At 71.9% G+C, this 22676-nt stretch carries 21 protein-coding genes; 15 read left to right on the forward strand and 6 right to left on the reverse strand.

From position 1 onward, the window contains the following. The first annotated feature begins 20 nt into the window (after positions 1 to 20). The 3 genes from AB0I59_RS12660 to AB0I59_RS12670 all read left to right on the forward strand — a co-directional run bounded on the left by AB0I59_RS12660 (position 21) and on the right by AB0I59_RS12670 (position 3701). Positions 21 to 971, forward strand: coding sequence for an SIS domain-containing protein (locus AB0I59_RS12660; protein WP_061257692.1), 951 nt, complete (start codon positions 21 to 23; stop codon positions 969 to 971). A gap of 139 nt (positions 972 to 1110) precedes the next feature. Then, the gene (locus AB0I59_RS12665; RefSeq protein WP_358132413.1) at positions 1111 to 2952 is read left to right on the forward strand and encodes a M48 family metallopeptidase; all 1842 of its coding nucleotides are present in this window, start codon (positions 1111 to 1113) and stop codon (positions 2950 to 2952) included. 287 nt (positions 2953 to 3239) lie between these two features. After that, positions 3240 to 3701, forward strand: a complete 462-nt coding sequence (locus AB0I59_RS12670) for a GNAT family N-acetyltransferase (protein ID WP_358132415.1) — start codon at positions 3240 to 3242, stop codon at positions 3699 to 3701. Positions 3702 to 3724: 23 nt separating this feature from the next. Here the strand turns inward: AB0I59_RS12670 and AB0I59_RS12675 are convergent, their stop codons facing one another. After that, positions 3725 to 3973, reverse strand: coding sequence for a hypothetical protein (locus AB0I59_RS12675; protein WP_061257694.1), 249 nt, complete (start codon positions 3971 to 3973; stop codon positions 3725 to 3727). A 109-nt stretch (positions 3974 to 4082) separates the two neighbouring features. After that, positions 4083 to 4706: an NAD(P)-dependent oxidoreductase gene (locus AB0I59_RS12680; protein ID WP_063818829.1), complete on the reverse strand. Its 624-nt coding sequence runs from the start codon at positions 4704 to 4706 to the stop codon at positions 4083 to 4085. A gap of 101 nt (positions 4707 to 4807) precedes the next feature. On the opposite strand from AB0I59_RS12680, the gene AB0I59_RS12685 reads away from it, so the two are divergent. After that, a complete protein-coding gene (locus AB0I59_RS12685; protein WP_061257696.1) occupies positions 4808 to 5392 on the forward strand; it encodes a TetR/AcrR family transcriptional regulator in 585 nt (194 codons plus the stop codon). Positions 5393 to 5407: 15 nt separating this feature from the next. Here the strand turns inward: AB0I59_RS12685 and AB0I59_RS12690 are convergent, their stop codons facing one another. After that, positions 5408 to 5872, reverse strand: a complete 465-nt coding sequence (locus AB0I59_RS12690; protein WP_061257697.1) for a DUF4188 domain-containing protein — start codon at positions 5870 to 5872, stop codon at positions 5408 to 5410. Positions 5873 to 5955: 83 nt separating this feature from the next. Between AB0I59_RS12690 and AB0I59_RS12695 the strand changes: the two genes are divergently transcribed. Both AB0I59_RS12695 and AB0I59_RS12700 read left to right on the forward strand, forming a co-directional pair. Beyond that, positions 5956 to 6630, forward strand: coding sequence for a MerR family transcriptional regulator (locus tag AB0I59_RS12695; protein WP_061257698.1), 675 nt, complete (start codon positions 5956 to 5958; stop codon positions 6628 to 6630). 122 nt (positions 6631 to 6752) lie between these two features. Next, complete coding sequence (locus AB0I59_RS12700) at positions 6753 to 8021, forward strand: serine hydrolase domain-containing protein (protein WP_358132419.1); 1269 nt, start codon at positions 6753 to 6755, stop codon at positions 8019 to 8021. 100 nt (positions 8022 to 8121) lie between these two features. On the opposite strand, the gene AB0I59_RS12705 is transcribed toward AB0I59_RS12700, so the two are convergent. Beyond that, entirely contained in the window at positions 8122 to 8670 is a 549-nt protein-coding gene (locus AB0I59_RS12705; protein ID WP_358132421.1) for a MarR family winged helix-turn-helix transcriptional regulator, read from the reverse strand. 76 nt (positions 8671 to 8746) lie between these two features. Here AB0I59_RS12705 and AB0I59_RS12710 point away from each other — a divergent pair, with 76 nt between their 5' ends. Beyond that, the gene (locus tag AB0I59_RS12710) at positions 8747 to 10024 is read left to right on the forward strand and encodes an amidohydrolase family protein (RefSeq protein WP_358132423.1); all 1278 of its coding nucleotides are present in this window, start codon (positions 8747 to 8749) and stop codon (positions 10022 to 10024) included. Between the two features lie 157 nt (positions 10025 to 10181). On the opposite strand, the gene AB0I59_RS12715 is transcribed toward AB0I59_RS12710, so the two are convergent. Next, a complete protein-coding gene (locus AB0I59_RS12715; RefSeq protein WP_061257768.1) occupies positions 10182 to 10880 on the reverse strand; it encodes a GntR family transcriptional regulator in 699 nt (232 codons plus the stop codon). A gap of 256 nt (positions 10881 to 11136) precedes the next feature. Between AB0I59_RS12715 and AB0I59_RS12720 the strand changes: the two genes are divergently transcribed. The 6 genes from AB0I59_RS12720 to AB0I59_RS12745 all read left to right on the forward strand — a co-directional run bounded on the left by AB0I59_RS12720 (position 11137) and on the right by AB0I59_RS12745 (position 17507). Continuing rightward, positions 11137 to 11919 (forward strand): LamB/YcsF family protein, encoded by a 783-nt coding sequence (locus tag AB0I59_RS12720; protein WP_061257701.1) that lies wholly within the window; start codon positions 11137 to 11139, stop codon positions 11917 to 11919. Between the two features lie 12 nt (positions 11920 to 11931). Then, a complete protein-coding gene (locus AB0I59_RS12725; RefSeq protein WP_061257702.1) occupies positions 11932 to 12540 on the forward strand; it encodes a 5-oxoprolinase subunit B family protein in 609 nt (202 codons plus the stop codon). Beyond that, a complete protein-coding gene (locus AB0I59_RS12730; RefSeq protein ID WP_061257703.1) occupies positions 12537 to 13418 on the forward strand; it encodes a 5-oxoprolinase subunit C family protein in 882 nt (293 codons plus the stop codon). The genes AB0I59_RS12725 and AB0I59_RS12730 overlap by 4 nt, the downstream gene beginning before the upstream one ends. Positions 13419 to 13469: 51 nt before the next feature. Beyond that, complete coding sequence (locus AB0I59_RS12735) at positions 13470 to 14270, forward strand: putative hydro-lyase (protein WP_358132493.1); 801 nt, start codon at positions 13470 to 13472, stop codon at positions 14268 to 14270. 100 nt (positions 14271 to 14370) lie between these two features. Next, entirely contained in the window at positions 14371 to 16629 is a 2259-nt protein-coding gene (locus AB0I59_RS12740; RefSeq protein WP_358132426.1) for a protein kinase domain-containing protein, read from the forward strand. Positions 16630 to 16757: 128 nt separating this feature from the next. Continuing rightward, positions 16758 to 17507, forward strand: a complete 750-nt coding sequence (locus AB0I59_RS12745) for a glucose 1-dehydrogenase (protein ID WP_061257705.1) — start codon at positions 16758 to 16760, stop codon at positions 17505 to 17507. Between the two features lie 8 nt (positions 17508 to 17515). On the opposite strand, the gene AB0I59_RS12750 is transcribed toward AB0I59_RS12745, so the two are convergent. Beyond that, on the reverse strand, positions 17516 to 18145 hold the full coding sequence (locus AB0I59_RS12750) for a PaaI family thioesterase (protein ID WP_061257706.1): 630 nt from the start codon (positions 18143 to 18145) through the stop codon (positions 17516 to 17518). A gap of 180 nt (positions 18146 to 18325) precedes the next feature. Between AB0I59_RS12750 and AB0I59_RS12755 the strand changes: the two genes are divergently transcribed. Both AB0I59_RS12755 and AB0I59_RS12760 read left to right on the forward strand, forming a co-directional pair. Further along, positions 18326 to 18976 (forward strand): CHAP domain-containing protein, encoded by a 651-nt coding sequence (locus AB0I59_RS12755; protein WP_061257707.1) that lies wholly within the window; start codon positions 18326 to 18328, stop codon positions 18974 to 18976. A gap of 80 nt (positions 18977 to 19056) precedes the next feature. Then, complete coding sequence (locus AB0I59_RS12760) at positions 19057 to 22668, forward strand: protein kinase domain-containing protein (RefSeq protein ID WP_358132429.1); 3612 nt, start codon at positions 19057 to 19059, stop codon at positions 22666 to 22668. Positions 22669 to 22676: the final 8 nt, after the last annotated feature.

Raw genomic sequence — 22676 nt, forward strand, 5'->3', positions numbered from 1 at the left:
ACAGATAGAAGAGGTGGATTGTGGACGCGGGGCTGTTCGAGGCCGACCTGCTGGCCAAGCCGGAGGCGCTGGGCGCGCTGGCGGAGGCGCTGGAGGCCGGTGACCCGTTCGAGGGCCTGCCCGAGCGGATCGACCGGGTGGTCTTCCTCGGTATGGGCAGCTCCCGGTACGCCGCGGGGGTCGCCGCGTCGCGGCTGCGCGCGGCCGGAGTCGACGCCGTGGCCGAGTACGCCTCCGCCGCGCACACCGTTCCCGGGCCGGGGACGCTGGTGGTGGCGATCTCCGCGACCGGCGGCAGCAGGGAGACGCTCGACGCGCTCGCCCGCTACACCGGGACGTCGAACGTGGTGGCCATGACCAACAAGCCGGGCTCCGCGGTGACCGAGGGCGCCGGTCTGGTCGTTCCCATGCTCGCGGGTGAGGAGCGTGGCGGCGTCGCATGCCGTACGTTCCAGCACACCCTCGCCCTGCTGCTCACTCTGAACTCCCGGCTCACGGGCGGCGGCGACGTCCCCGCGCTCGTCCGCCGTACGGCGGAGGCCACCGCGGACCTGCTCGACCGGCGCGGCGAGTGGCTGAAGGGGGTCTCGGACCTGCTCGACGGGCCGCACGGCGTCTACACCGTCGCCCCCGCCGAGCGGCTCTCGTCGGCGGAGCAGTCGGCGCTGATGTTCCGCGAAGGGCCGCGCCGCCAGGCGGACGCCTGCGAGACCGGCGACTGGGCGCACGTCGACGTCTATCTCACCAAGACCTACGACTACCGGGCGCTGGTGTTCCCCGGCTCGCGGTACGACGAGCAGGCCATGGAGTGGATCCGCCAGCGCGGCTCGACCGTCCTCACGGTGGGCGGCGAGCTGGACGGCCAGGCCGGGTCGCTGCGCTACCGGCACGACGACGACCCCGACGTCGCCCTGCTCACCGAGACCCTGGTCGCCGAACTCGTCGCCGCCTCCTGGTGGGCCCGGGTCTAGGCACCACGGGACTTCACCGATCACCCCTGGGGTGATCGAGCGCCCACCGGCACGACCGGCCGTCGCGCGAAAAGACCGGAAAAGGAATGGTGCACATGGTACATAAGTGATCCAATTCCTCGACCGGGAGTGAACAACCGTGGTCAACACGATGCGCGCCGGGCTCTCCCTCGCCATGCTTGCCGGCTTCTTCGCGGTGGCGGCCGCCCAGCTGGCGGCCGCCGTTGCGCTCGCTTTCTGGCTGTCCACGGTCATCGCCGGCGCCATCGCGGTGAAGCTGGTCTGGTCGTGCTTCGCCGGTGCCGTCCTGGCCGTCGGCCGGGGAACGTGGAAGGCGATCCGCTCGCGCCCCGAGGCGCCCGCCGGTCTCCTGCTCACTCCGGGAAACGCGCCCGTCCTTTGGGCGACCGTACGTGAGCTGGCGGCCGAGGCGGGCACCCGGGCGCCGGACGAGATCTGGTTGATCCCCGAGGTCAACGCGGCCGTGCAGGAGGAGTCGCGGCTGCTCGGCCTGGTCGGCGGACGGCGCCGCCTCTGCCTCGGCCTGCCGCTGCTGCACACGATGACGGTCGCCCAGGTGCGCGCCGTACTCGCGCACGAGCTCGGCCACTACTCCGGGAAGCACACGCGGCTGTCCGCACCGGCCTACCGGGGGCGGCTCGTGATCGCGCACACGCTGCGCCAGATCGGTCCGTACAACCCGGCCGGATGGATCTTCAAGGGGTACGCCCGGCTCTACCTGCTGGCCGACAACGCGGTGTCCCGGCGGCAGGAGTTCGAGGCGGACCGGGTCTCCGCCGGCGTCGCGGGGGTGGACGCCGCCGCGAGCGCGCTACACGAGATCCGCGTCCTGGACGCGGCGTGGAGTTTCTTCCTGGACCGGTACGTCGAGCTCGGCTGGGAGTCGGGCTTCGCACCCGACGACCTGTTCGCCGGGTTCGGCGCGCTCGTCGCCGCCCGCAGGGGTGAGCTGGACGAACTGCGCGGGAGCACCCCCGAGGAGCGCGGCTCACGATGGGACACGCACCCCCCGTTGAACGAGCGAATCTCCGCCATCCGCGCCCTGCCCCGCACGTCGACCAGGCCCGACGAACGGCCCGCCGCCGTACTGGTCCCCGATCTGACCGAGGCCGGGCGGGCGCTGCAGGGAGAGGTGGTCGCGACCGGCGAGCGCACCGTGCTCCCGTGGCCGCAGTTCACCGCGGCGACGCTCGGCGCCATGGTCCAGCGCGAGGCCGACGCGGTCTTCCGCACCGTCGCACGGACCACCGGCCGTCCCGAGGTCGGGCTGGCCGACGTGCTCGACCTGATCGCCTCGGGCCGGCTCACCGAGATCGCCCAGCCGTTCTTCCCCACGGCCACGCGACGGGAGGTCGGCGCGCTGTTCGCCGGGCCCCTGGAGACCGTGCTGCGGCTGGCCGCGCTCCGGTCCGGCGTCGCGGGATGGCGCCACTCGTGGAGCGGATCCGCCGAGTTCGTCGGCATGGACGGGACCCCGGTCGCACTGGAGGAGATCGCCAGGACCGCCGTCTCCCCCGGCGGCCTCGACAAGGTCTGGGCGGAGCTGGACCGGCTCGGCATCGACGCCCAGCGGGCCGCGCCGGCCGAGCGGGCGCCGACCACATTCGGATCGCAGGTCATCGGCGGCTTGGCCAACGTCAAGGTGCAGGGCACGGAGTACGACCTGGTCGTGCTGAGCACGGGACTCGTCCTCGTCGCGGGCCCCGGCACGTCGGACCAGGGCAGGCAGAGGATGCGGGAGCTCGTCGGATCGACACCGGCGGCGAAGCTCGCCGAGTGGTACCGCTTCGTGCCCTACGAGGAGATCACCTCGGCGAGGGTGAGCAAGGAGATCCCGCTGCGGGCCGAGCTGACGCTCCACGGCGGCGCGGTCGTGCCGCTGGAGGAGAAGTGGACCAGCGAGGAACTCGACAAGGGCAGCCGTGACCGGCTCGTCCGCGTACTCGGCGAGATCGGTTGACGGCCGGCTTTCCCGGAGGTTCCCCAGGGTTACCCGAGGCGTGGGTCGGCGACGACGGTGAAGGTGCGACCACGACGACGATCATGATGACGGTGACGGAGCGTGATCAGGGGGCCGGATCGGGCGGCGCGACATCCGGATCCGCATGGTCCGCTCCACCGCGAATGTCCCCTGGCGTGCGCTCGATCAGGAAGCCAGATGCCCAGCTTCCAGGTGAAGGTTCCCTAGCGTGGCCTCATCGGAAATCCTGATGCGCCGGACCTCGTTCGCCTGAGAAGGTTCCGTGCGTGACCCTCGATGACGTCGTCCTCCGCCGGGCGACCGCCTCCGACGCGTTCACGGCGGCCGACGTGTGGCTGCGCTCGTACACCGCGGCCCTGCCGACGGTGCGCCGGGCGCACACCGACGACGAGGTCCGGGCCCATTTCCGCGATGTGGTCGTGCCCGCGCGCGAGACCTGGGTCGCGGAGCTCGACGGCTCCCTGATCGGGGTGATGGTGCTCGCCGACGGCCTGCTCAGCCAGCTCTACCTCGACCCGGGCTGGCGCGGCCGGGGCCTCGGCGACCGGTTCGTCGCGCTGGCGAAGGAACGCGGCCCGGACGGGCTGGAGTTGTGGACGTTCCAGGTCAACGGCCCGGCGCGGCGGTTCTACGAGCGCCACGGCTTCGTCGCGGTCGCGTACACCGACGGGCACGACAACGAGGAGAACGAGCCGGACATCCGCTATGTGTGGCGGCCCGATAGCTGAGCCGCGGGCTCACCCGGCGAGGTTCAGCGGTGCCAGCCGAGCCGGGAGGCGGCGTCGTCGGGGACGTACCCATCCGATCCGCCCTCGCCGATCCACAGGATGTCGTCGTACTCGGCGACCGGGCCGAGGGCATAGCTCATCGGCAGCCGGGGCTGGACCGCGAATCGGATCTCCAGCTCGGGGTCGAACCGTTCCAGGGCCTCGATGAGATCGGCCACGGTCTCGATGCCGGTCCCGCTGCGTCGGCTCCTGCCACGCCTGTGCCTGCCCATGGGTGCTTCTCCGTGCTTCGGATGACCGGGGGTACGCCGAACTTCTACGGAGCGTAACCCAGTGACATCTGAACGCAACAGATCCTTGACTTGTGGATCACCCTGACGCTCAGTAGGCGACGCCCATGACCTTCCGATAGGTCTCGGGCGCGGCGATGACCCGCAGGACGTACCCGGCCAGGTCCTCACGCGAGATGGACACGCCTCCCCGGACTGAGTCCTCCACCGCCGTCCGGTACGTCCCGGTCGCCGGGGCGTCGGTCAGCCGTGGCGGCTGGACGACCGTCCAGTCGAGGTCGCGGCCGCGCAACTCCCGCTCGAACAGCCGGGCGTCGCGGTGCCCGTGCCGGAGAAACGTGTTGTGCAGCACCAGCTTGAGCAGCCGCTGCCGCACCGTGTCCGCGGGCTGGTTGCCGAGCGCGTTGGTCACCGCCACCAGACGCCGGACACCCTGCCGCGCCATGGCCCGGGCGACGTTCCCGCCTCCGAGCGAGTAGAGCCGGGTGGGGCCGCCCCCGCTGGGTCCGGCCAGGAACACCACCGCGTCCGCCGCGCCGACGGTGAGGGTCTCCGGCTCCAGGACGTCTCCCTGGCGTACGGTCAGCCGCGGGTGGCGCTCGGCGACCGCCTCGGGTCGCCGTGCCACCACCTCGACGTCGTGACCCTGCGCGAGCGCGAGCCGTACCAGGTGGGCGCCCGTGCCGCGGGTCCCCCCGAAGACCGTGATCTTCATGTCCATCACCTCATGGCGGGTTCGATGGTGAGTGTGCACTCACTTACCATTATGGTGGCAGCGCGTTCCACACTGTCAAAGAGAGAGGCCCGGGCCCCCACGTGGCTCCCACCCGCGACCGCATCGTCGGCGCCGCAGAACACGTCATCCAGGAGCTCGGTCTGGTCAGAGCCACCACCAAGGAGATCGCGCGCGCGGCCGGCTGCTCCGAGGCGCTGCTCTACAAGCACTTCAGGACCAAGGAGGAGATCTTCCTCGCGGTCCTCCTGGAACGCATGCCCGCGCTCCGGCCCGCGACGCTGCGCCTCGGCGCCCGGGTGGGCCAGGGGACGATCGCGGGCAACCTGGAGGAGCTTGCCGGGTCGGCGATCGAGTTCTTCCGCAGGACGATCTCCCTGGCCGGCGGCATGCTCGGCGACCCGTCCCTGCTGAACGGCTTCCGCCAGATGCTCGCGGCGTCCGGCGGCGGCCCGCACGTGCCCGTGACCCTGCTGGCGTCCTATATCCGCGAGGAGCAGCGGATCGGCCGGGTGAGCCAGGACGCGGACCCCGACGCGGCGGCGGCCCTCCTGTTCGGGGCCTGCTTCCACCGGGCGTTCCTCGCGAACCTCGTCGAGCTCGGACCCGACGACGTCCTCGTCCACGAGCTGGTGCGGACGCTGCTCACCGGCCTGACGCCCCGTTGACATCACCCTCGCGGTTCACCGGTCCCGGCGAGCGGCCGCGAGCCGCTCCGCCGACCGGTCGCCCACCTTCGTCGTCGGGACGAGCTCCCCCGCCCTGCCGAGGCCGAACTCCGGCATGTTCACATAGACCGTCTCGTATCCGCTGACCGTGTAGGTCTCGTGCCAGACCCCCACGGCCTCGCTCGCGTACGCCTCCCGGAAGAAGCGCTTCCAGGCCGGCCAGTGGTTCGCCTCACGGTCCTTCGCGTACGCCATCAGGTGATCGGTGCTGCGCCAGTACTGCACCATGATCGTGGTCCGCCCGTTGAAGAAGCTCTCGAAGTGCAGCATGCCCAGAGCGGGGTCCGCCCGTAACTCCTTGACCATGGGCCCCATGGCCCGGGCCACCGGCAGCCACTTGCGCAGCGACCGGAACCTGTTGATCCGCATACCGATCAGGAAGACGACGAAGTCGCCGTCCATCTGCGCGCTCATGCGCATGACGTCCTCCTTGGATAGCCACACTACCTAATAATTGGATAGTAAAGCTATCGAGCATCATTGGCAAGCGCTACTATCCAGTCATGCGAATCTCCCAGCTCAGCGCCGAATCCGGGGTCCCGATCCCGACGATCAAGTACTACCTGCGCGAGGGGCTGCTCCCCCAGGGCGACCAGACGGCGGCCACCCGGGCGGAGTACGACCAGTCCCACCTACGCCGGCTGCGGCTGATCCGAGCGCTGCTGGAGGTCGGACGGCTGCCCGTCGCGACGATCCGCAATGTGATCGACGCCGTGGAGGACGAACGGCTGAGCGTCCACGACATGCTCGGCGCCGCCCATTACGCGCTCTCCACACCGGTCGAGCCGCACCCCGACGACGAGGACTGGCGCGCGGCCAGGGAACTGGTCGACGAGATGGTCGCGGACCTGGGCTGGGGCGTCCATCCGCTGGCGCCGGCCCGGGACGAGCTCACGCAGACCGTCGTCACGCTCAAGCGCCTCGGCATGCCGACCTCGCGGGAGGACCTGCTCCCCTACGCGACGGCCGCGCTCGACCTCGTGCGGGAGCAGGACATCACCAAGATTCCCTTCGACGGCCCCCGGGACGTCGCCGTGGAGACGTTGGTGATCTGCGAGGTCCTGTACGGCAAGGCGTTCGACGTGCTGCGCCGCCTGGCCCAGGAGTCGGAGTCCGCCAGGATCCTCGACGCCGCCCCCTGCCCGGAGGGAGAATCTCAGCCCCCAGCGCCCGAATAGGTCACGTCACCGGTTTTCGGCAACGGAATGGGCGGTCCCCTCGGCCCGCCCGGGCCTATGGTCCGACGAGGTCCCGCTTGTTAGTGTCGGCTGCCGAACAACGCTCTTCGACAGGGACGGCCATGACAGCTGGCGATCACACCGCGACCACGTCCGGCCACTGCGACCCCCGCTTCTCCCGGGTACGTGAGGTCTTCGACCGGCACTTCGCGGACGGTCTGGAACTGGGCGCCGCGTTCGCGGTCTTCCTGGACGGCGAGCCCGTCGTCGACCTCTGGGGTGGCGTGGCCGACCGGCACACGGGGCGCCCCTGGGAGTCCGGTACGCCGGTCCTCGCCTACTCGTGCACCAAGGCCGTCGCCGCCACCGCGCTGCTGTTGCTCGTTGAGCGCGGCCTGGTCGACGTCCACTCCCCGGTGAGCGCGTACTGGCCGGAGTTCGCGGGCAACGGCAAGGCCCACATCACCGTCGAACACGTGCTCACCCACCAGGCCGGGCTGCCGGTGATCGAGGAGCCGGTCCCGGTGGAGGAGTTCGAGGACCTGCCCGCGATCGCGGACCGGCTCGCCGCGCAGGCGCCGCTCTGGGAGCCCGGCACGGCGCACGGCTACCACGCCGTGACGTACGGCTTCCTCGTCGACGAGATCGTCCGCAGGGTGACCGGCGTGTCCACGGGCGAGCTGGTCGCGGCGGAGATCGCCGGACCACGCGGGCTCGACCTCTGGCTCGGCGCCCCGCCCGACGTGGCGGATCGCGCCGCCCGGCTCTCCGCGGGAGAGCGCAAGGCGCCGGCGGGAGAGCGTACGGCATCCGCGGGTGGACCCACGGGCGCGGCGGGGGAACACGCGGCGCCCGGGGGCGGCGCCGGTGTCACGGAGGTCGCCGCCCCGGACGACCCGCTGGCCGCGATGGCCGCGGCGTCGCTGGACAGGAACAGCCTGATGAACCGGGCGCTCGGCAACCCGCCCATCCACAAGCTGCCCGGCGGCGGCAACCATCCGGTGATCCTGCGCGCCGGCTGGCCCGCTCTCGGCATGGTCACGACCGCGCGGGCGCTGGCCGGTTTCTACCGCGCCCTGGTCTCCGGTGAGATCCTCGCGCCCTCCGTCCTGGAGGACGCGGTGCGCCCACGCGTCAGCGGACCCGACCGGGTCATGTACGTGGACAGCGCCTTCGGCCTCGGCTACATGCGTCCGGCGCTGACCTTCCTCACGCCCGCGCGCGGGGCGGAGTCGGCGTTCGGCCACACCGGAATGGGCGGCTCCCTCGGCCTCGGGGACGCCGCGCACGGCATCGCCATGGCGTACACGATGAACCGCATGGCCCAGAGGGTGACCGGCAGTCTCCGTGCCTACCATCTCGCGGAAGCCGTCTACGACTCCCTCGCGTAGAGCGCGGGCGCATCACCGCGCGGCGGGCCGGCCGGAACGCGCCTGAACGAATCATCGGCAACGCTCCGCCCGGTCCCGGGCTGAGCGGGGCCACGACCGATCAGGCCGGCCGAGTCCTACGGCCCGGCACGTCCTCCGGCCGGTCCCCGAGTGCGAGCAGGACGTCGCGCAACACGTCCGCGAGAGCGCGCGCGGTCGCCTCGGGAACGTCCGCGAACAGGTGGCGGTGCGCCTCCGTGGTGGCGAGGGACAGTTCCTCGGCCTTCTCCACACCCTGCGGAGTGAGCCGGACCCATGAGCTGCGGCCGTCGGAGGGATCGGGTTCGCGCTCGACCAGGCCCGCGGCCAGCAGCCGCTGGAGGATGTTGCTGGTCCCGCCCGTCGTGAGCATCAGCCGCGCGGCGAGAGTGCCGGGCTTGACCCGGTACGGACGTCCGGCACGGCGCAGCGTCGCCAGGACGTCGAACTCCGCATAGGTCAGTCCGTAACCGGCGAGCACGGACTGGGTGACCGTCTCGATCCGCGCCTTGAGCCGCCCGACCCGCTTGACGATCTCCAACTGCGTCGTGGCCGCCTCCGGCAGCTCGGCCCGCCACGCCTCGATCATCTCGTCGACGCGATCCCGGCCGGTCACCCGCCCCTCATTCATGCGCTTGAGGATATCCACGCTCCCTGATAGCTTTCCAACAAGCTTTTTGAAAAGCTTTCTCGAATGGGAGTATCGCGTGAACCTGCTCATCAGGAACGGCATCGTGATCGACACGGACCCGGACGTGCACGTCCGGCGGGGAACCGACATCCTCATCACCGACGGAGTGATCGGCGCGATCGGCCCGGACCTGCCCGCCGCCGGCGCGGAGGTGATCGACGCGACGGGCCAGATCGTGCTTCCCGGTTTCGTCGACACGCACCGCCACGTCTGGCAGAGCGTGCTCCGGTCCGTCTCCGCCGACGCCGCTCTCGGTGACTACCTGGCGCTCGTTCTCGGCCGGCTCGCCCCCGCGTTCCGGCCCGAGGACGTCTACACCGCCAACCTCTGGGGCGCCGTCGAGGCGCTCAACGCCGGGATCACGACCGTGTACGACTGGTCCCACATCCAGCTCACCCCCGGGCACACCGACGCCGCGGTCGAGGCCCTCCGCGACTCCGGCGCCCGCGTCGTCTTCGCGTACGCGCATCCGGGCGCGGACGACGCGTCGAGGAACGAGGCGGAGGTCCGGCGGGTCGTCGCCCGGCACTTCCCCTCGGGGGACTCCGGCCTCGTCACCCCCGCCTTCGCGGCGTGGGGGCCGGTGTACGGCTCCGTCGAGGCGGCCGAGGCCGACTGGCGGCTGGCCCGCGAGCTCGGGCTCCGCATCAGCCTGCACGCGACCGGCGAGGAGCCGGTGGAGCGGCTGCACGCCGCCGGGCTGCTCGGCCCCGACGTCATGTTCGTGCACGCCAACGGCTTCCCCGACCGCTCGATGAAGATGGTCGCCGACAGCGGCGGCACCGCGTCCGTCGCACCCGCTGTGGAGTCGCAGATGGGCCACGGCTCCCCCGAGACGGGACGGTTGCGCGGGTTCGGCATCCCGACGGGGCTCGGCGTGGACACGGTGGCCGGGGTGCCCGGAGACATGTTCGCCGTCATGCGCGCCGCGCTCGCCTCCGCCAGGCTCCGGCACTTCGGGGAGGGGATCGGCGCGCTGCCGACCGCGGCCGACATCCTGCGCATGGCCACCATCGAGGGGGCCACCGCCCTCGGCATGGCCGACCGGATCGGATCGCTTCGCCCGGGCAAGCGCGCGGACGTCGTCATGCTGGACACGGGCCTGCCCAACCTCGCGCCGCCGCACGACCCGGTCGGGGCGGTCGTGACGGCCGCCGATGTGAGCAACGTCGACACGGTGATCGTCGGCGGCGAGGTGGTCAAGCGGGCCGGCCGCCTGGTCGGCGTGGACCTGCCGCGCGCCCTCGACCTGGCCAGGCGTTCCGGCGAGCGGCTGCTCGGCACCGCCGGGTGATCGTATGAGCCTGCGGGCCGACCCCATCCGGGCGTGGTCCCCCGGCGCTAGGGAACCGCACGGGGAACCGGTCCGGACGCACAGGTATCGGTCCGGAGCGCGCGGTCGGCCGGTCCGGAGGCACAGGGAACCGGTCGCGAAGGGCGCGGCCAGCCGGTCAGGAAGGGTGCTCGCCGTACGCCGAGAGGAGCTGCGCCTCGGCGGCGTCGAGGTAGGCCAGCAGCACGCCCGACGCCCGCTCGTACTCGCCCTCGCCGAGCAGGGCGGCGATGCGCGCGTTGTCGTCGAGGTACGGCTCGTGGAACGGCCGGGGCTCGCCCATCATGTGGAAGGCCAGCCGCAGCTCGGCCAGGATGCGGGCCATGGCCTCGTCCGCGCGGTGACTGCCGAGCAGTGCGGCGACGGCCTGGTGGAAGCGCATGTTCGCGGTGCCGACGGCGACCCAGTCGCCCGCCTCGGCCGCCGCCCGGCCCTCCTCGACCCGGCGGCCCACCTCGCGTACGGCCTCGGCCGGGGCGGTGCCCGCGGCGCGCAGGCCGGCGGTTTCGAGCGGCCGGCGCATCCGGTAGATGTCGGCCACGTCGGCCGCGGTCAACCTGCGGACGAACATGCCGCGATGGAACTCGTGCACGAGCAGGTTCTCGTGGGACAGCAGCCGGAACGCCTCGCGGAGGGTGTTGCGGGAGACGCCGAGCGCCCGCCCGATGATCTCCTCAGACAGCCGCGTCCCCGGGGGGAGCGAGCCCTCGATGACGTTCTCACGCAGGACGGCCGCGACGAGGTCGGCTGTGCTGGCGCGTTCGAGCGCCGGCCTGGCCGCGCTCAGCCGGTCCGCCCAGTCCGCGGTCGCCGTCATCACCGCCACCCTTTCTCCTGGAGAACGGGGAAGTCCCCCGGAACTCCGGAGGTCCCCCGAGCTTAGGGCGGACAGTGGTCGCCCCCACAACGCCCGTGCCCAAGAATTTACGCCCCCGAGGATTGCCGGATTGTTCAACAATCCTTAGGTTCATTTCTGGGCGGTCCACCGGGACCGGCACACCTGCGGCGAACGCGCGGACGCGAGGAGACTCCATGACCGACCAAGGCGTGACCGCCGCCCTCTGGAGCCGGGCATGTCCGAGCTGATCCCCCGCATCGACCTCAACTCCGACCTCGGCGAGGGTTTCGGCCGCTGGCCTCTCGGCGACGACGACGCGTTGCTGTCCGTCGTCACCAGCGCCAACGTGGCCTGCGGCTTCCACGCGGGCGATCCCACGATCATGCGGCGGACGTGCGAGACGGCGGTCGAGCGAGGCGTGGCGATCGGCGCCCAGATCGGCTACCGCGACCTGGCCGGATTCGGGCGGCGGTTCATCGAGATGCCGCCCCGGGAGCTCGCCGACGACGTGCTGTACCAGATCGGCGCCCTGGACGCCTTCGCCCGCGCGGCCGGCGGCCGGGTCGGATACGTCAAGCCGCACGGTGCGCTCTACAACGCGATCGTGCGGCACGAGGAGCAGGCCGGGGCCGTCGTGGCGGCCGTCCTGGCCTACGACCCCGGGCTGCCGGTTCTCGGCCTGCCCGGCTCCGCCTGGTTGCGCCGGGCCGAGCAGGCCGGACTCACGGCCGTCACCGAATGCTTCGCCGACCGCGCGTACACGCCGGAGGGGACGCTGGTGCCGCGTGACCGGCCGGGCGCGCTCGTGCACGACCCGGACACGGTGGCCGAACGCTGCGTGCGCATGGCACGCGGTGAGCCGATCGAGGACGTCGACGGCGCCCCTCTGGTCGTACGCGGTGAATCGATCTGCCTGCACGGCGACAGCCCGAACGCGGTGGCGACGGCCCGCAGGGTGCGCGCGGCGCTGGAGGCCGCGGGCGTCGATCTCGCGTCGTTCACCGCGACGCGGCCCTGAGGAGATGATCCGATGCACGTGCGCCACTGCGGCGGCAGCGCTCTGCTGGCCGAACTGGACGGCCTCGACGAGGTCGTCGCGCTCTACGACGCGCTGGCCGAGCATCCGCCGGCCGGCGTCACCGACATCGTCCCAGCGGCGCGCACGCTGCTCGTCCGGTTCGAGCCGCCCGCGACGCCGCAGTCCGTCGAGGCCGCCGTCCGGGCGGTACGGCCGGCCCCCGGCGGGCGCACCGGCGCGTGCGAGGTGCGGATCCCGGTCGTCTACGACGGCGCGGACCTGGCCGACGTCGCCGCGTTGACCGGACTGCCGGCACGCGACGTCGTGGCCGCGCACACCGGCACTCTCTGGACCGTGGCGTTCTGCGGCTTCGCACCCGGTTTCGGATATCTGACCGGTGGCGACGCCCGGCTGGCCGTACCCCGGAGGGCCGAGTCGCGCGTGCGCGTGCCCGCCGGCTCGGTGGCGCTCGCGGCCGGGTTCAGCGCCGTCTATCCGCGCGAGTCCCCCGGCGGCTGGCAGCTCATCGGTCGTACGGACGCGGTGGTGTGGGACCTGGCCGCCGATCCGCCCGCTCTCCTGCGTCCGGGCACCCGGGTCAGGTTCACGGAGGTGACATGAGCCGGTACGGCATGCTGGAGGTGCTGGCGACCGGTCCGATGACCACGGTGCAGGATCTGGGGCGGCCGGGACGCGGCGATCTCGGCGTCGGGCGTTCGGGCGCGGCCGACCGGGGCGCGCTGCGGCTGGCCAACCGGCTCGTGGGCAATCCCGAGGGGGCGGCCGCCCTCGAGATCACGTTGGGCGGGCTGTGCGTGCGGGCGCGCGGAGACGTGGTGATCGCGCTCGCGGGCGCCGCGTGCCCCGCGACCGTGACCGGTCCCGTCGGCATCCGCCGTCAGATCGGGCACCACTCGGTCGAGCACCTGCCCTGCGGGGCCACGCTCCGGCTCGGGACACCGGCCCGCGGCCTGCGGACCTATCTCGCGGCGAGGGGCGGCGTGGACGTGACGCCGGTGCTGGGGTCCCGCTCCACGGACATCCTCGCCCGCCTGGGGCCCGACCTTCCGGTCCCCGGGACGCTGCTGCCGATCGGACCGCCGCCGGCGGCGTTCCCCGCCGTCGATCTCGCGCCGGTGCCCGAGACCGCCGGGGGTGAGCTGGTCCTGGAGATCCTTCCCGGCCCGCGCGACGACTGGTTCACGCCGGAGGCGCTGCGCGTGCTCCGCACGGAGCCGTACGAGGTGACGGCCGACAGCAACCGGGTCGGCATCCGGCTGCGCGGGCCGGTCCTGGAACGGGCGCGCGACGGGGAGCTGCCCAGCGAGGGCATGGTCCCGGGCGCGCTCCAGGTGCCCCCGTCGGGGCAGCCCACGCTCTTCCTCGCCGACCATCCGCTCACGGGGGGCTATCCGGTGATCGCTGTGGTGCGCACCCGCGACGTCGACCGCGCCGCGCAGGCCCGCCCCGGCCAGTGTGTCCGGTTCCGCACGGCATGAGGCGACGGCAGGAGACGACGGCAGGAGACCACCATGAGAAAGGTGACGATCATGCGCGATCCGGCCCTGCTGACCCCTTCCGAAGCGCGCGGGCTCTTCCGGGAGGGGCTCGTGACGCCCACCTCCGGCTGGTCACGCGGCTGGACCCAGGCGAACCTGATCGCCCTGCCCAGGGACCGCGCGTACGACTTCCTGTTGTTCGCGCAGCGCAATCCGAAGGCGTGCCCGGTGCTGGACGTGACGGAGCCGGGCGAGACCAGCGCGTCGATCTTCGCCGGTGACCTGCGCACCGACCTGCCCGCCTACCGGGTGTACGAGAACGGCGAGCCGGTCGCCGAGCCGACCGACGTCCGGGAGCACTGGCGCGACGACCTCGTCTGCTTCCTCGTCGGCTGCAGCTTCACCTTCGAGGCGGCGCTGCTGGAGGCGGGCGTGCCGGTACGCCATATCGAGGCCGGGACGAACGTGCCCATGTACCGCACCAGCCGGGAGTGCCGGCCGGCGGGCGCGCTGTCCGGGCCGATGGTGGTGTCGATGCGGCCGGTTCCCGCCGAGCTGGTCGAGACCGCGGCGCGGATCACCTCGCGTTATCCGGCCGTGCACGGCGGCCCGGTGCACGCGGGCGACCCCGCCGCGCTGGGCATCGCCGACCTCGACCGGCCCGATTTCGGCGATCCCGTGGACGTACGCCCCGGAGAGGTCCCGGTCTTCTGGGCCTGCGGGGTGACGCCCCAGGCGGCGGTGATGCGGTCGAAGCCGCCGTTCGCCATCGGGCACGCCCCCGGCCACATGGCCATCACGGACGCACGGGACAGCGCCTACCTTGTGGGCGTTCCCGGCATCGTTCCGTGAACCACACGAACGACGATCACAGGGGCCTCATGGATTACATCGCCGAGGTGACATTTCTCCACCGGTGACAATCGTCCCTTCCGGTGAGAAGTTCGGAAGGATGAATGCCTGGACGGTTCCGGGATACCGGGAGGTGCGCGAGCTCGGCGCGGGTGGCGCCGGGCGCGTGGTGCTGGCGACCTACGAGGCGACCGGCGCCTTCGTCGCGATCAAGTACCTTCGCCCTGAGCTTCGGCGGGATCCGCGTTTCCTCGAAGGTTTCCGGCGCGAGGCCCGCGTCATGGTAGAGATCAACGACCCCAACATCGTCCGGCTCTACGAGTACGTCGAGACCGTGGCCGGGGCGGCCATCGTCATGGAGCTGGTCGACGGCGTGTCGCTCCGGCGGATCCTCACCGAGCACGGGACGACCAGTCCGGAGGCGGCGCTCGTCGTGCTGAAGGGCTCGCTGACCGGCCTGTCGGCGGCCCACTCCTCCGGCATCGTGCACCGGGACTACAAGCCCGAGAACGTCCTGGTCCAGGCGGACGGCACCAGCAAGCTGTCGGATTTCGGCATCGCGGCGCCGAGCGGCGATCCGGGCCTGCCCGCCGGGACGCCGCCGTACATGGCCCCCGAGCAGTGGGAGGGCGGCCCGGCCGGTCCCGCGACCGACGTCTACGCGGCGACCTGCGTGTTCTTCGAGTGCCTGACCGGGCGCAGGCCGTACCGCGCGGACCACACCGCGGGGCTGCGGCACCAGCACCAGAGCGCGCCCATCCCGGTCGCGGACGTGCCCAGCTCGGTACGCGGGCTGGTGGGGCGGGGTCTGGCCAAGAACCCGACGGACCGGCCGGCCACGGCCCGGGCGTTCATCGGCGACCTGGAGGCCGCCGCGACCTCGGCGTACGGGCCGGACTGGGAGCAGCGCGGGCGGCGGCATCTCGCGGAACTGGCCACGCTGCTCGCGCTGACGTTCCCGCTGGCCCAGCCCGCCCAGCCGGTGGAGGCGGGCACGTCGCTGGCGCGGACCGTGCTGTCGGACCGGCTGGCCCACTTCGCCCCCCGGTTCGCGATCGGCGCGGCCGTGCTGTCCGCCGTCATGGTCGCCGCGGTGGTCGCGGCCAACCGGCAGGCTCCGGTCGCCGACGACAGCGCCCTGCCGCCCGCCCCGTCCACGCGGTTCACGCCGGAGCCGCCGTTCCCCTCGGACGCGGTGGACACGCCCTCCCCGTCGCCGGCCGCCACGGATCCCGGTACGCCGGCACCTGATGCCACTCCCGGGGAGACCCCCGGCGAGACACCCGGCGAGCCGCCCGGCGAGTCTCCAGGGGAGACGCCGACTCCGGCCGTGAGCATGACCCCGCGACCGGCGCCGCTGTCGGTCGCGGCCCTCGGCATCTCCGGGTGGGACGGCCAGTCGGCGACCATCCGGGTACGGACGACGACCGGCGGGGCGGTGACGCTCGGCGTCAGGTTCTCCGAGGGTCCGTCACCGGACGAACTGCGTCCGGTGACGGCGCAGACCATCCCGCTGGAGGGCGCGACCTCCTACTCCCCCGGCGTCCAGCACGGCTTCGCCGCTCCCGCGTGCGGGACGACCGTCTACCGCCGGGTCGAGGCGGCGACCGTGCCGAAGGCCGCCGGCGGCACGGCGGCCGCGACCACGAAGGTGACGGGCGCGCCGTGCCCTCCACCGGCCGTACGGAGCGTCACGATCAAGGAGTGGGACGGCGCCGTGGCGACCGTCGAGGTCGGAACCGGCGGCGCCGGCGGCACCGGCGCGGTGAAGGTGTCCGCCGAGTTCACCCGGGACGGCACGACCGTGGCGCGCGGCACCCGGACGCTCTCGGGCCGGACGTCGTACTCCTTCGATCTCACGACCGACCCGATCACGGTGGAGTGCGGCACGACCGCCGTGCTCGGCGTGAAGGTGCGCACGGAACCCGCCGCCGCGGTCGGCGCGCAGGTGAAGGAGACCCGCGTCTCCGGACCCGCCTGCGCGCCGCCCTCCGCCTCGATCGCGTCCTGGGACGGTACGACACTGAGTGTGGACGTCACGTCCGGTTCCACCAAGCCGGTGACGCTCGTCGTGACGTTCACGCAGCGGCAGCGCCGGCAGGGGGAGACGGTGGCGTCCGAGGAGAACCGGCAGGAGAAGACCCTCGAAGGGAAGAAGGCGTACACCGCGTCGTTCACGGTGCCGTTCAAACCGCCCGGCTGCGGCGTCGAGGACACCAGGAGCGTGACCGTCACCGTGTCACCCGGCGGCGGCGCCACGAGGTCGGTGACCCTGAACGGTCCCCCTTGCGCCGAACCCGAGGACACCCCGGTCACGGAGGCACCCGGAGACGTCGGCCAGGGCGACCACGTCGGGTGACGCGACACGTGCATTGATCTTGTTCCGTAACCAAGCGTTCGCTAGGTTGAACGAGGGGACGGCGGCCCCGTCCACCGTTCGAGGAGAGCCGCGGCCACGCCGCCGCGGGCGCTACCCGGGAGGAAGCCATGGGCATGCTCGACGGCAAGGTCGCACTGATCACCGGCGGGGCGCGCGGCATGGGCGCGTCGCACGTCCGGCTCTTTCTCGAAGAGGGCGCCCGGGTGGTGTTCGGCGACGTGACCGACGAGGAGGGCAAGGCACTCGCCGACGAGACCGGCGCGGTCTACCTGCACCACGACGTCACGCAGCCGGCCGACTGGGACCGGGCGGTGCGCACCGCCGTCGAGACCTACGGCCGCCTCGACGTGCTGGTGAACAACGCGGGCATCCTGATGTTCCGCCGGATCGCCGACATGACGGTCGAGGAGTACCAGCGGGTGCTCGACGTGAACCTCAAGGGCACCTTCCTCGGAATCAAGTCGGTGATCGAGCCGATGAAGGCCGCCGGAAGCGGCTCGATCGTGAACATCTCCTCCATCGAGGGGTTCATCGGCGCGGCCGGCCTGTCGGCCTACTCCGCCTCGAAGTTCGGCGTCCGGGGCCTCACCAAGGCGGCGGCGCGCGAGCTGGCCCCGTTCAGGATCCGCGTGAACTCCGTGCACCCCGGGGCGATCAACACGTCCATGGTGGCCAACCCCGAACTCATGGCCGAGGTGGACGGCGAGCAGTTCGTCAAGGCGATGGTGATCAAGCGGTTCGCCGAGCCGGTCGAGGTGTCGCACATCGTGACGTTCCTCGCGTCTGACCGGTCAAGCTACTGCACCGGCAGCGAGTTCACGGTCGACGGCGGCCTCCTGACCGGCGCGGGATACTGACGCGCCTCTCAGTCGGACGCCGCCTCCACCCACAGTGACGGCGTGATGAACAGGCCGGTCGCCTCGACCAGAGGAGTGCCGTCGGGGAGGCTGATCGTGCCGTCCGCCCAGGTCTTGCGCCCCTCGGCCCGGGTGGTGGCGGCCGTGCCGACGACCGGCCGACCGTACGGCACCGGCTGACGGTAGCGGATGGTCAGGGTCCCGGTCATGCCGGCCCGGCCCGAGGTGGCGACGGCGTGGCCCAGCAGGTGGTCGAGGATCATCGCGCTCACGCCTCCGTGCACACTGTTGGGCGGCCCCTCGTGTGTCGGGCGGAACTCCAGATCGGCCTGGGAACCTTCGGGCGTGTGCTCGATCACCAGCGGCAGGGCGTGCGGGTTGCACGCGCCGGTCACCGCGTTGCCCAGGTGACGGAAGGTGCCGTCCGGCGCGAACTCGGGCATGAGCGGCCGCTCCCGGCGCGCGTCGTTGAGCCGCTCCGTCAGCGCGACGAGTTCGGCGGTGACGGAGGTCACCTCGTCCTCGTCGGCCTCGGTCAGAACGACCGCGTCCATCAGTTCTCTGACCTGCTGGGCGAGCACGGCCAGCGCCGCGAGCCTGGTCTCCTCGTCGTGTCCGGGGGCGAGATCCATCGTCATGCCCGTGATTCTAGAACCTGTTCCATCTGTCTCGCACTTTGGGGTAGTTTAGCCATGTTTAGGTAAAGAAGCTTGGTTTTGTGCATATCTGGCGTTGAACATCCCTTTTACGAAGGCTAGCCTCCCACGTCACGTAAGTCCCCCGACGAACAGAGGCCACCTCTCCGTATGAGCCCCGAGATGACGAAGTTGCTCGAGCTGCTGCGATCGCAGGTCGGTTACAGTGCGAAGAGCAACGGTTACACAAAGTTCGGAAATTGGTACAACAACGTAGAGCAGGACTCCGACTACTCCGATCAGCCCTGGTGCGACATGTTCCTCTCGTGGGGCGCCCGCCAGCTGGGCTACGACGAGTGGTTCGGCCAGTTCGCCTGGACCGTCGGCCACGCCAGATGGTTCAAGGAGCACGGCGCCTGGGGCGGCAAGCCCGTTCCCGGCGCCCTGGTGTTCTACGACTGGAGCGGCTCCGGGACGATCGACGGCATCGACCACGTGGGCATCGTGACCAAGGTCATCGGCAACAAGATCCAGACGATCGAGGGCAACATCGACGGCGGCAGGGTCAGCGTCAAGGTGCGCGACAAGGGTGCCGTGGTCGGCTACGGCTACCCCGAGAAGGTCAAGGAACGGCTGAAGGCCCGCACTGAGACGATCTCCACGACGAAGGCGTCGGTACGAGAGCTCACGCCGGCCACGCCGTACGAGGTGGGCCCGCAGGCGATCATCGCCTCCGTCCTGCTCACCACGCTCGCCCTCACCGTCATGCGGGCCCGCCGCCGCGTGACGGTGCGACTCAAGGACGCCAGGGCATCATCCTGGTCCGACATGTGACAACTTTTCCGTTCTTGGTGACATCTCATGGACTGTCGGCGATAACCCGGTAGATCACCGCATCGCTTGGGAGATGTCCCATGAGTTCGACGCCGCTCGCACCCGGCGACCCCGTACGCATCGGCGAGTACGCGCTGGCCGGACGCCTGGGCAGCGGCGGTCAGGGCGTCGTCTACGAGGCGTACGACGCGGCGGGCCTCCGGGTGGCGCTCAAGGCTCTCCACCAGGACGGGCTGCGCCGGCCTCCGGCGAAGGAGGTCGCGGCCACCCGGCGGGTGTCGTCGTTCTGCACCGCCAAGATCCTGCATGTCGACCTCGAGGGCGGCCGGCCGTACATCGTCAGCGAGTTCGTGGACGGGCCCAGCCTGCGCTCGGCGGTGGAGCGGGCCGGGCCGTACACCGACGACGCCCTGCACCGGCTCGCCACAGGAGTGGCGACGGCGGTCGCGGCCGTCCACGAGGCGGGCGTCGTGCACCGGGACCTGAAACCGGACAACGTCCTGCTCGGCCCGGACGGCCCTCGGGTCATCGACTTCGGCATCGCGCGCATCCTGGAGGGGTCGCTGACCGCCGACAGCGCGGTGATCGGGACGCCCGCCTACATGGCGCCCGAACTGTTCTCCGGAGGCACGGCGGGGCCCGCGGCGGACGTCTTCGCCTGGGGCGCGGTGATGGTGTTCGCCGCGACCGGCGCGGCGCCGTTCCAGCGGGACCACGTCGCCGCGGTCGTGCACCAGATCCTGACCGCCGAGACCGATCTCAGCCCGTTGCCCGAGCCGCTGCGCTCGCTCGTGGCCGACGCGCTCAGCAAGGATCCCGGCACCCGGCCGACGTCGCGCGACCTCCTGCTCGGCCTGCTCGGAGGCGCCGCTCCGCGCGACTCGCTGCTCGCGCGCGGCAGCGACACGGCGGCGGCCGTGCGGCCTCCGGAAACACTCGCCGCGCCGGCTCCCGAGCTGGGGGACGTGGCGGAGGAGGTGTACTCGTCCCTGCCCGAGGCCGATCGTGCGGTCGTGCCGCGAATCCTGCTGCGGATGACCGGACCCGAGAACGAGCTGTACGTCGTGGAGGAGAGCGAGCTCAACGACGACACCGGCGGTGACGTCGAGGCCGTACTCGCGCGCTTCGTCTCGGCGGGGCTGGTGAGCCGCCGGGAGGGCGGCGTCGGCCTGGCGAACGCCGCCGTGCCCCAGGCATGGTCGCGGCTGCGCGACTGGCTCGCGGACGACCGCGCCGGGCTCGCGACCCACCATCGGATCCGTACGGCGGCCCGGACCTGGGAGTCGGGCGGCCGCAAGGGCGGCGACCTGCTCAGCGGCACCGAGCTCGACACCGCCATGCAGTGGGCGGCGACCGCCCGCCGGCACATCGGCCTCAACCAGCGGGAACGTGCCTTCCTCGACGCGGGCGCGGCGCTGTCCAGGCGGCGGATCCGGCTGCGCCGTGCGGCCGTCGGCGGGCTGGCGTTCCTGCTCGCCGTAGCGATCACCCTCGGCGGCCTGGCGGAGCTCATGCGCCGTGACGCCGACGCGCAGCGCAGGACCGCCGTGGCCGAGAGAAGAACCGCCCAGACGGAACGGGCCAAGGCCGACACCCGCCGGGACATCGCCGTGGCCGACGGCCTCACCGCCACGGTAAAGGAGCTGCGGGAGCCGGATCCCGCCGGAGCCATGCGGCTGAGCCTCGCGGCCTGGCGCATCGCCCCCACCGAGGCGACCCGCTCGGCCGTGCTCGGCTCGCTGGTCCAGCGGGAACTCACCGTCTTCAGCCCGCCCTCGATCGACGGCGCGTGCCAGAGCGCCGACGGGGCCACCGAGGCGGTACTGACCGGTGCCGACCTCGAACTCTGGGACATCGCGTCCGGCACACGGAAACGCGTGCTCAAGGGCGTGCCCACGGACAGTTCCGCGTGCGAGCTGAGCCCGGACGGACGGCTGGTCGTGCTGTGGAAGAACAAGGCGTACAACGTGGTGGACACTTCCACGGGGAAGTCGAAGAAGGTACCGGGAGACGTGGCCCGCTTCACGGCCTCCACGCGTTACCTGGTCGCCACGACGGGCGAGCGGGAGCGGCTGCTCCGGCTGCCGGACCTGGCGCCGGTCCCCGGGCTGCCCGAGGCGTACCGGATCGGAACCGACGCCGAGGGCACGTACGCCGCGCTCCAGACCGAGGACGGCTACGTCGATCTCTTCCGGATCGCCGGGCCGGAACGGATCGCGCGCCTCGGCCCCGGCAAGAAGGGCGCGGCGGATCCCCAGCTGAGCCCGGAAGGGATCGCCGTCGCCCCCGGAGGGAAGCGGATCACACTCGCCGCCGGCCTCGACATCGTGACGCTGGATCCGGGGAAGCCCGGTGCCCCTCGGTCCGGCCACCCGCCGACGGGAGCCGGGGAAAGGGACCTCGCGAACCTCGCCGTCTTCAGCCGTGACGGCATGGTGCTGGCGACGGCCAACAGGTGGGCGGTGCAGATCTGGGACCCCGCCACCATGAGAGAGCTGGGCCGGTTCAGCTATCCGGGATTCTGGACCACCTCGATCGCGTTCTCCTCCGACGGCGACCGGCTGGTGCTCGGCGGATTCGACGGCACCGTCCGGACGCTGGACGTGCGGGCGTTCACCCGCCCCGTCCGCCTGCGCGTGAGCGACGGCTCCCCGGGAGGCCCCGTGCTCGGCGCGCTGTTCAGCCCGGACGGCGCGACGATCGCGACGGTCTCCCGTGAAGCGGTGCGCTTCTGGGACCGCCGCACCGGCGACCAGATCGGCCGGGACGTCAAGGGCCCATGGGAGACCACCTGGGACACTGTCAATCCCACGGCCGTCGTGGTCCCCGCCATGGCGTTCGCGCCCGACGGGAAAACCTTCGCGACCGTCCGTTCCAACAGCGTCGTGTCGCTGATCGGCGTCCCGGACGGAAGCGAACGCGGCCGGATCCTGCTGCCGGCGAACACCGAGGACGATCCCGAGGAGATCTTCGCTCTGGCGTTCAGCCCCGACGGGACGACGCTCGCCGTCTCCGACGCGCGGGAGAGGATCCGGCTCTACGACACCGCACGGCTTCGGCCGTCCGGCGGCACGAAGGCCTTCCTCGTCACCACGCTCGCCTGGAGTCCCGACGGGCGGACGCTCGCGCTCGGCAGTCCCGAACAGACCATGCTGTGGGACACGAACGACAGCGCCCCCAGCAAGCCCTTCGCCAAGGAGCACAGCAGCGAAGCCCTGGCGTTCGCCCCTGACGGCGCGAGCCTGGTCGTCCGGGGTGAGAACGCGTGTTCCTGCGCGAACCAGGTGGGCCCGGCGATCGACGCGCGGGCCTGGATCTGGGACACCGGGACCGGCCGGCCGGTCGATCCCCCTCTGGAGGGGCACACCGAGCCGGTGATCGCCGCGGCCTACTCCCCGGACGGACGGTCGCTGGCCACGGCGAGCGCCGACGACACCATCAGGCTGTGGGACGTCGCGACCCACCGGATGGTCGGCCTGCCGTTCACCGGTCACACCGGCGACGTGGTGGCGGTCGCGTTCGGCCCGGACGGCCGGACGCTGTCCTCGGTCGGCGCGGACGGCACCGTCGTGACCCAGGACCTCGATCCGGACCGGGTCTTCCGATCCCTCTGCGCCCGCGCCGGCGGCGGCCTGTCCGAGCGGGACTGGGCCAGGCTGGTCCCCGACGTCCCCTACCGCGCGACCTGCTGACCGGGACG

The sequence above is a fragment of the Microtetraspora glauca genome, from assembly GCF_040656155.1.
GTDB lineage: Bacteria > Actinomycetota > Actinomycetes > Streptosporangiales > Streptosporangiaceae > Microtetraspora > Microtetraspora glauca.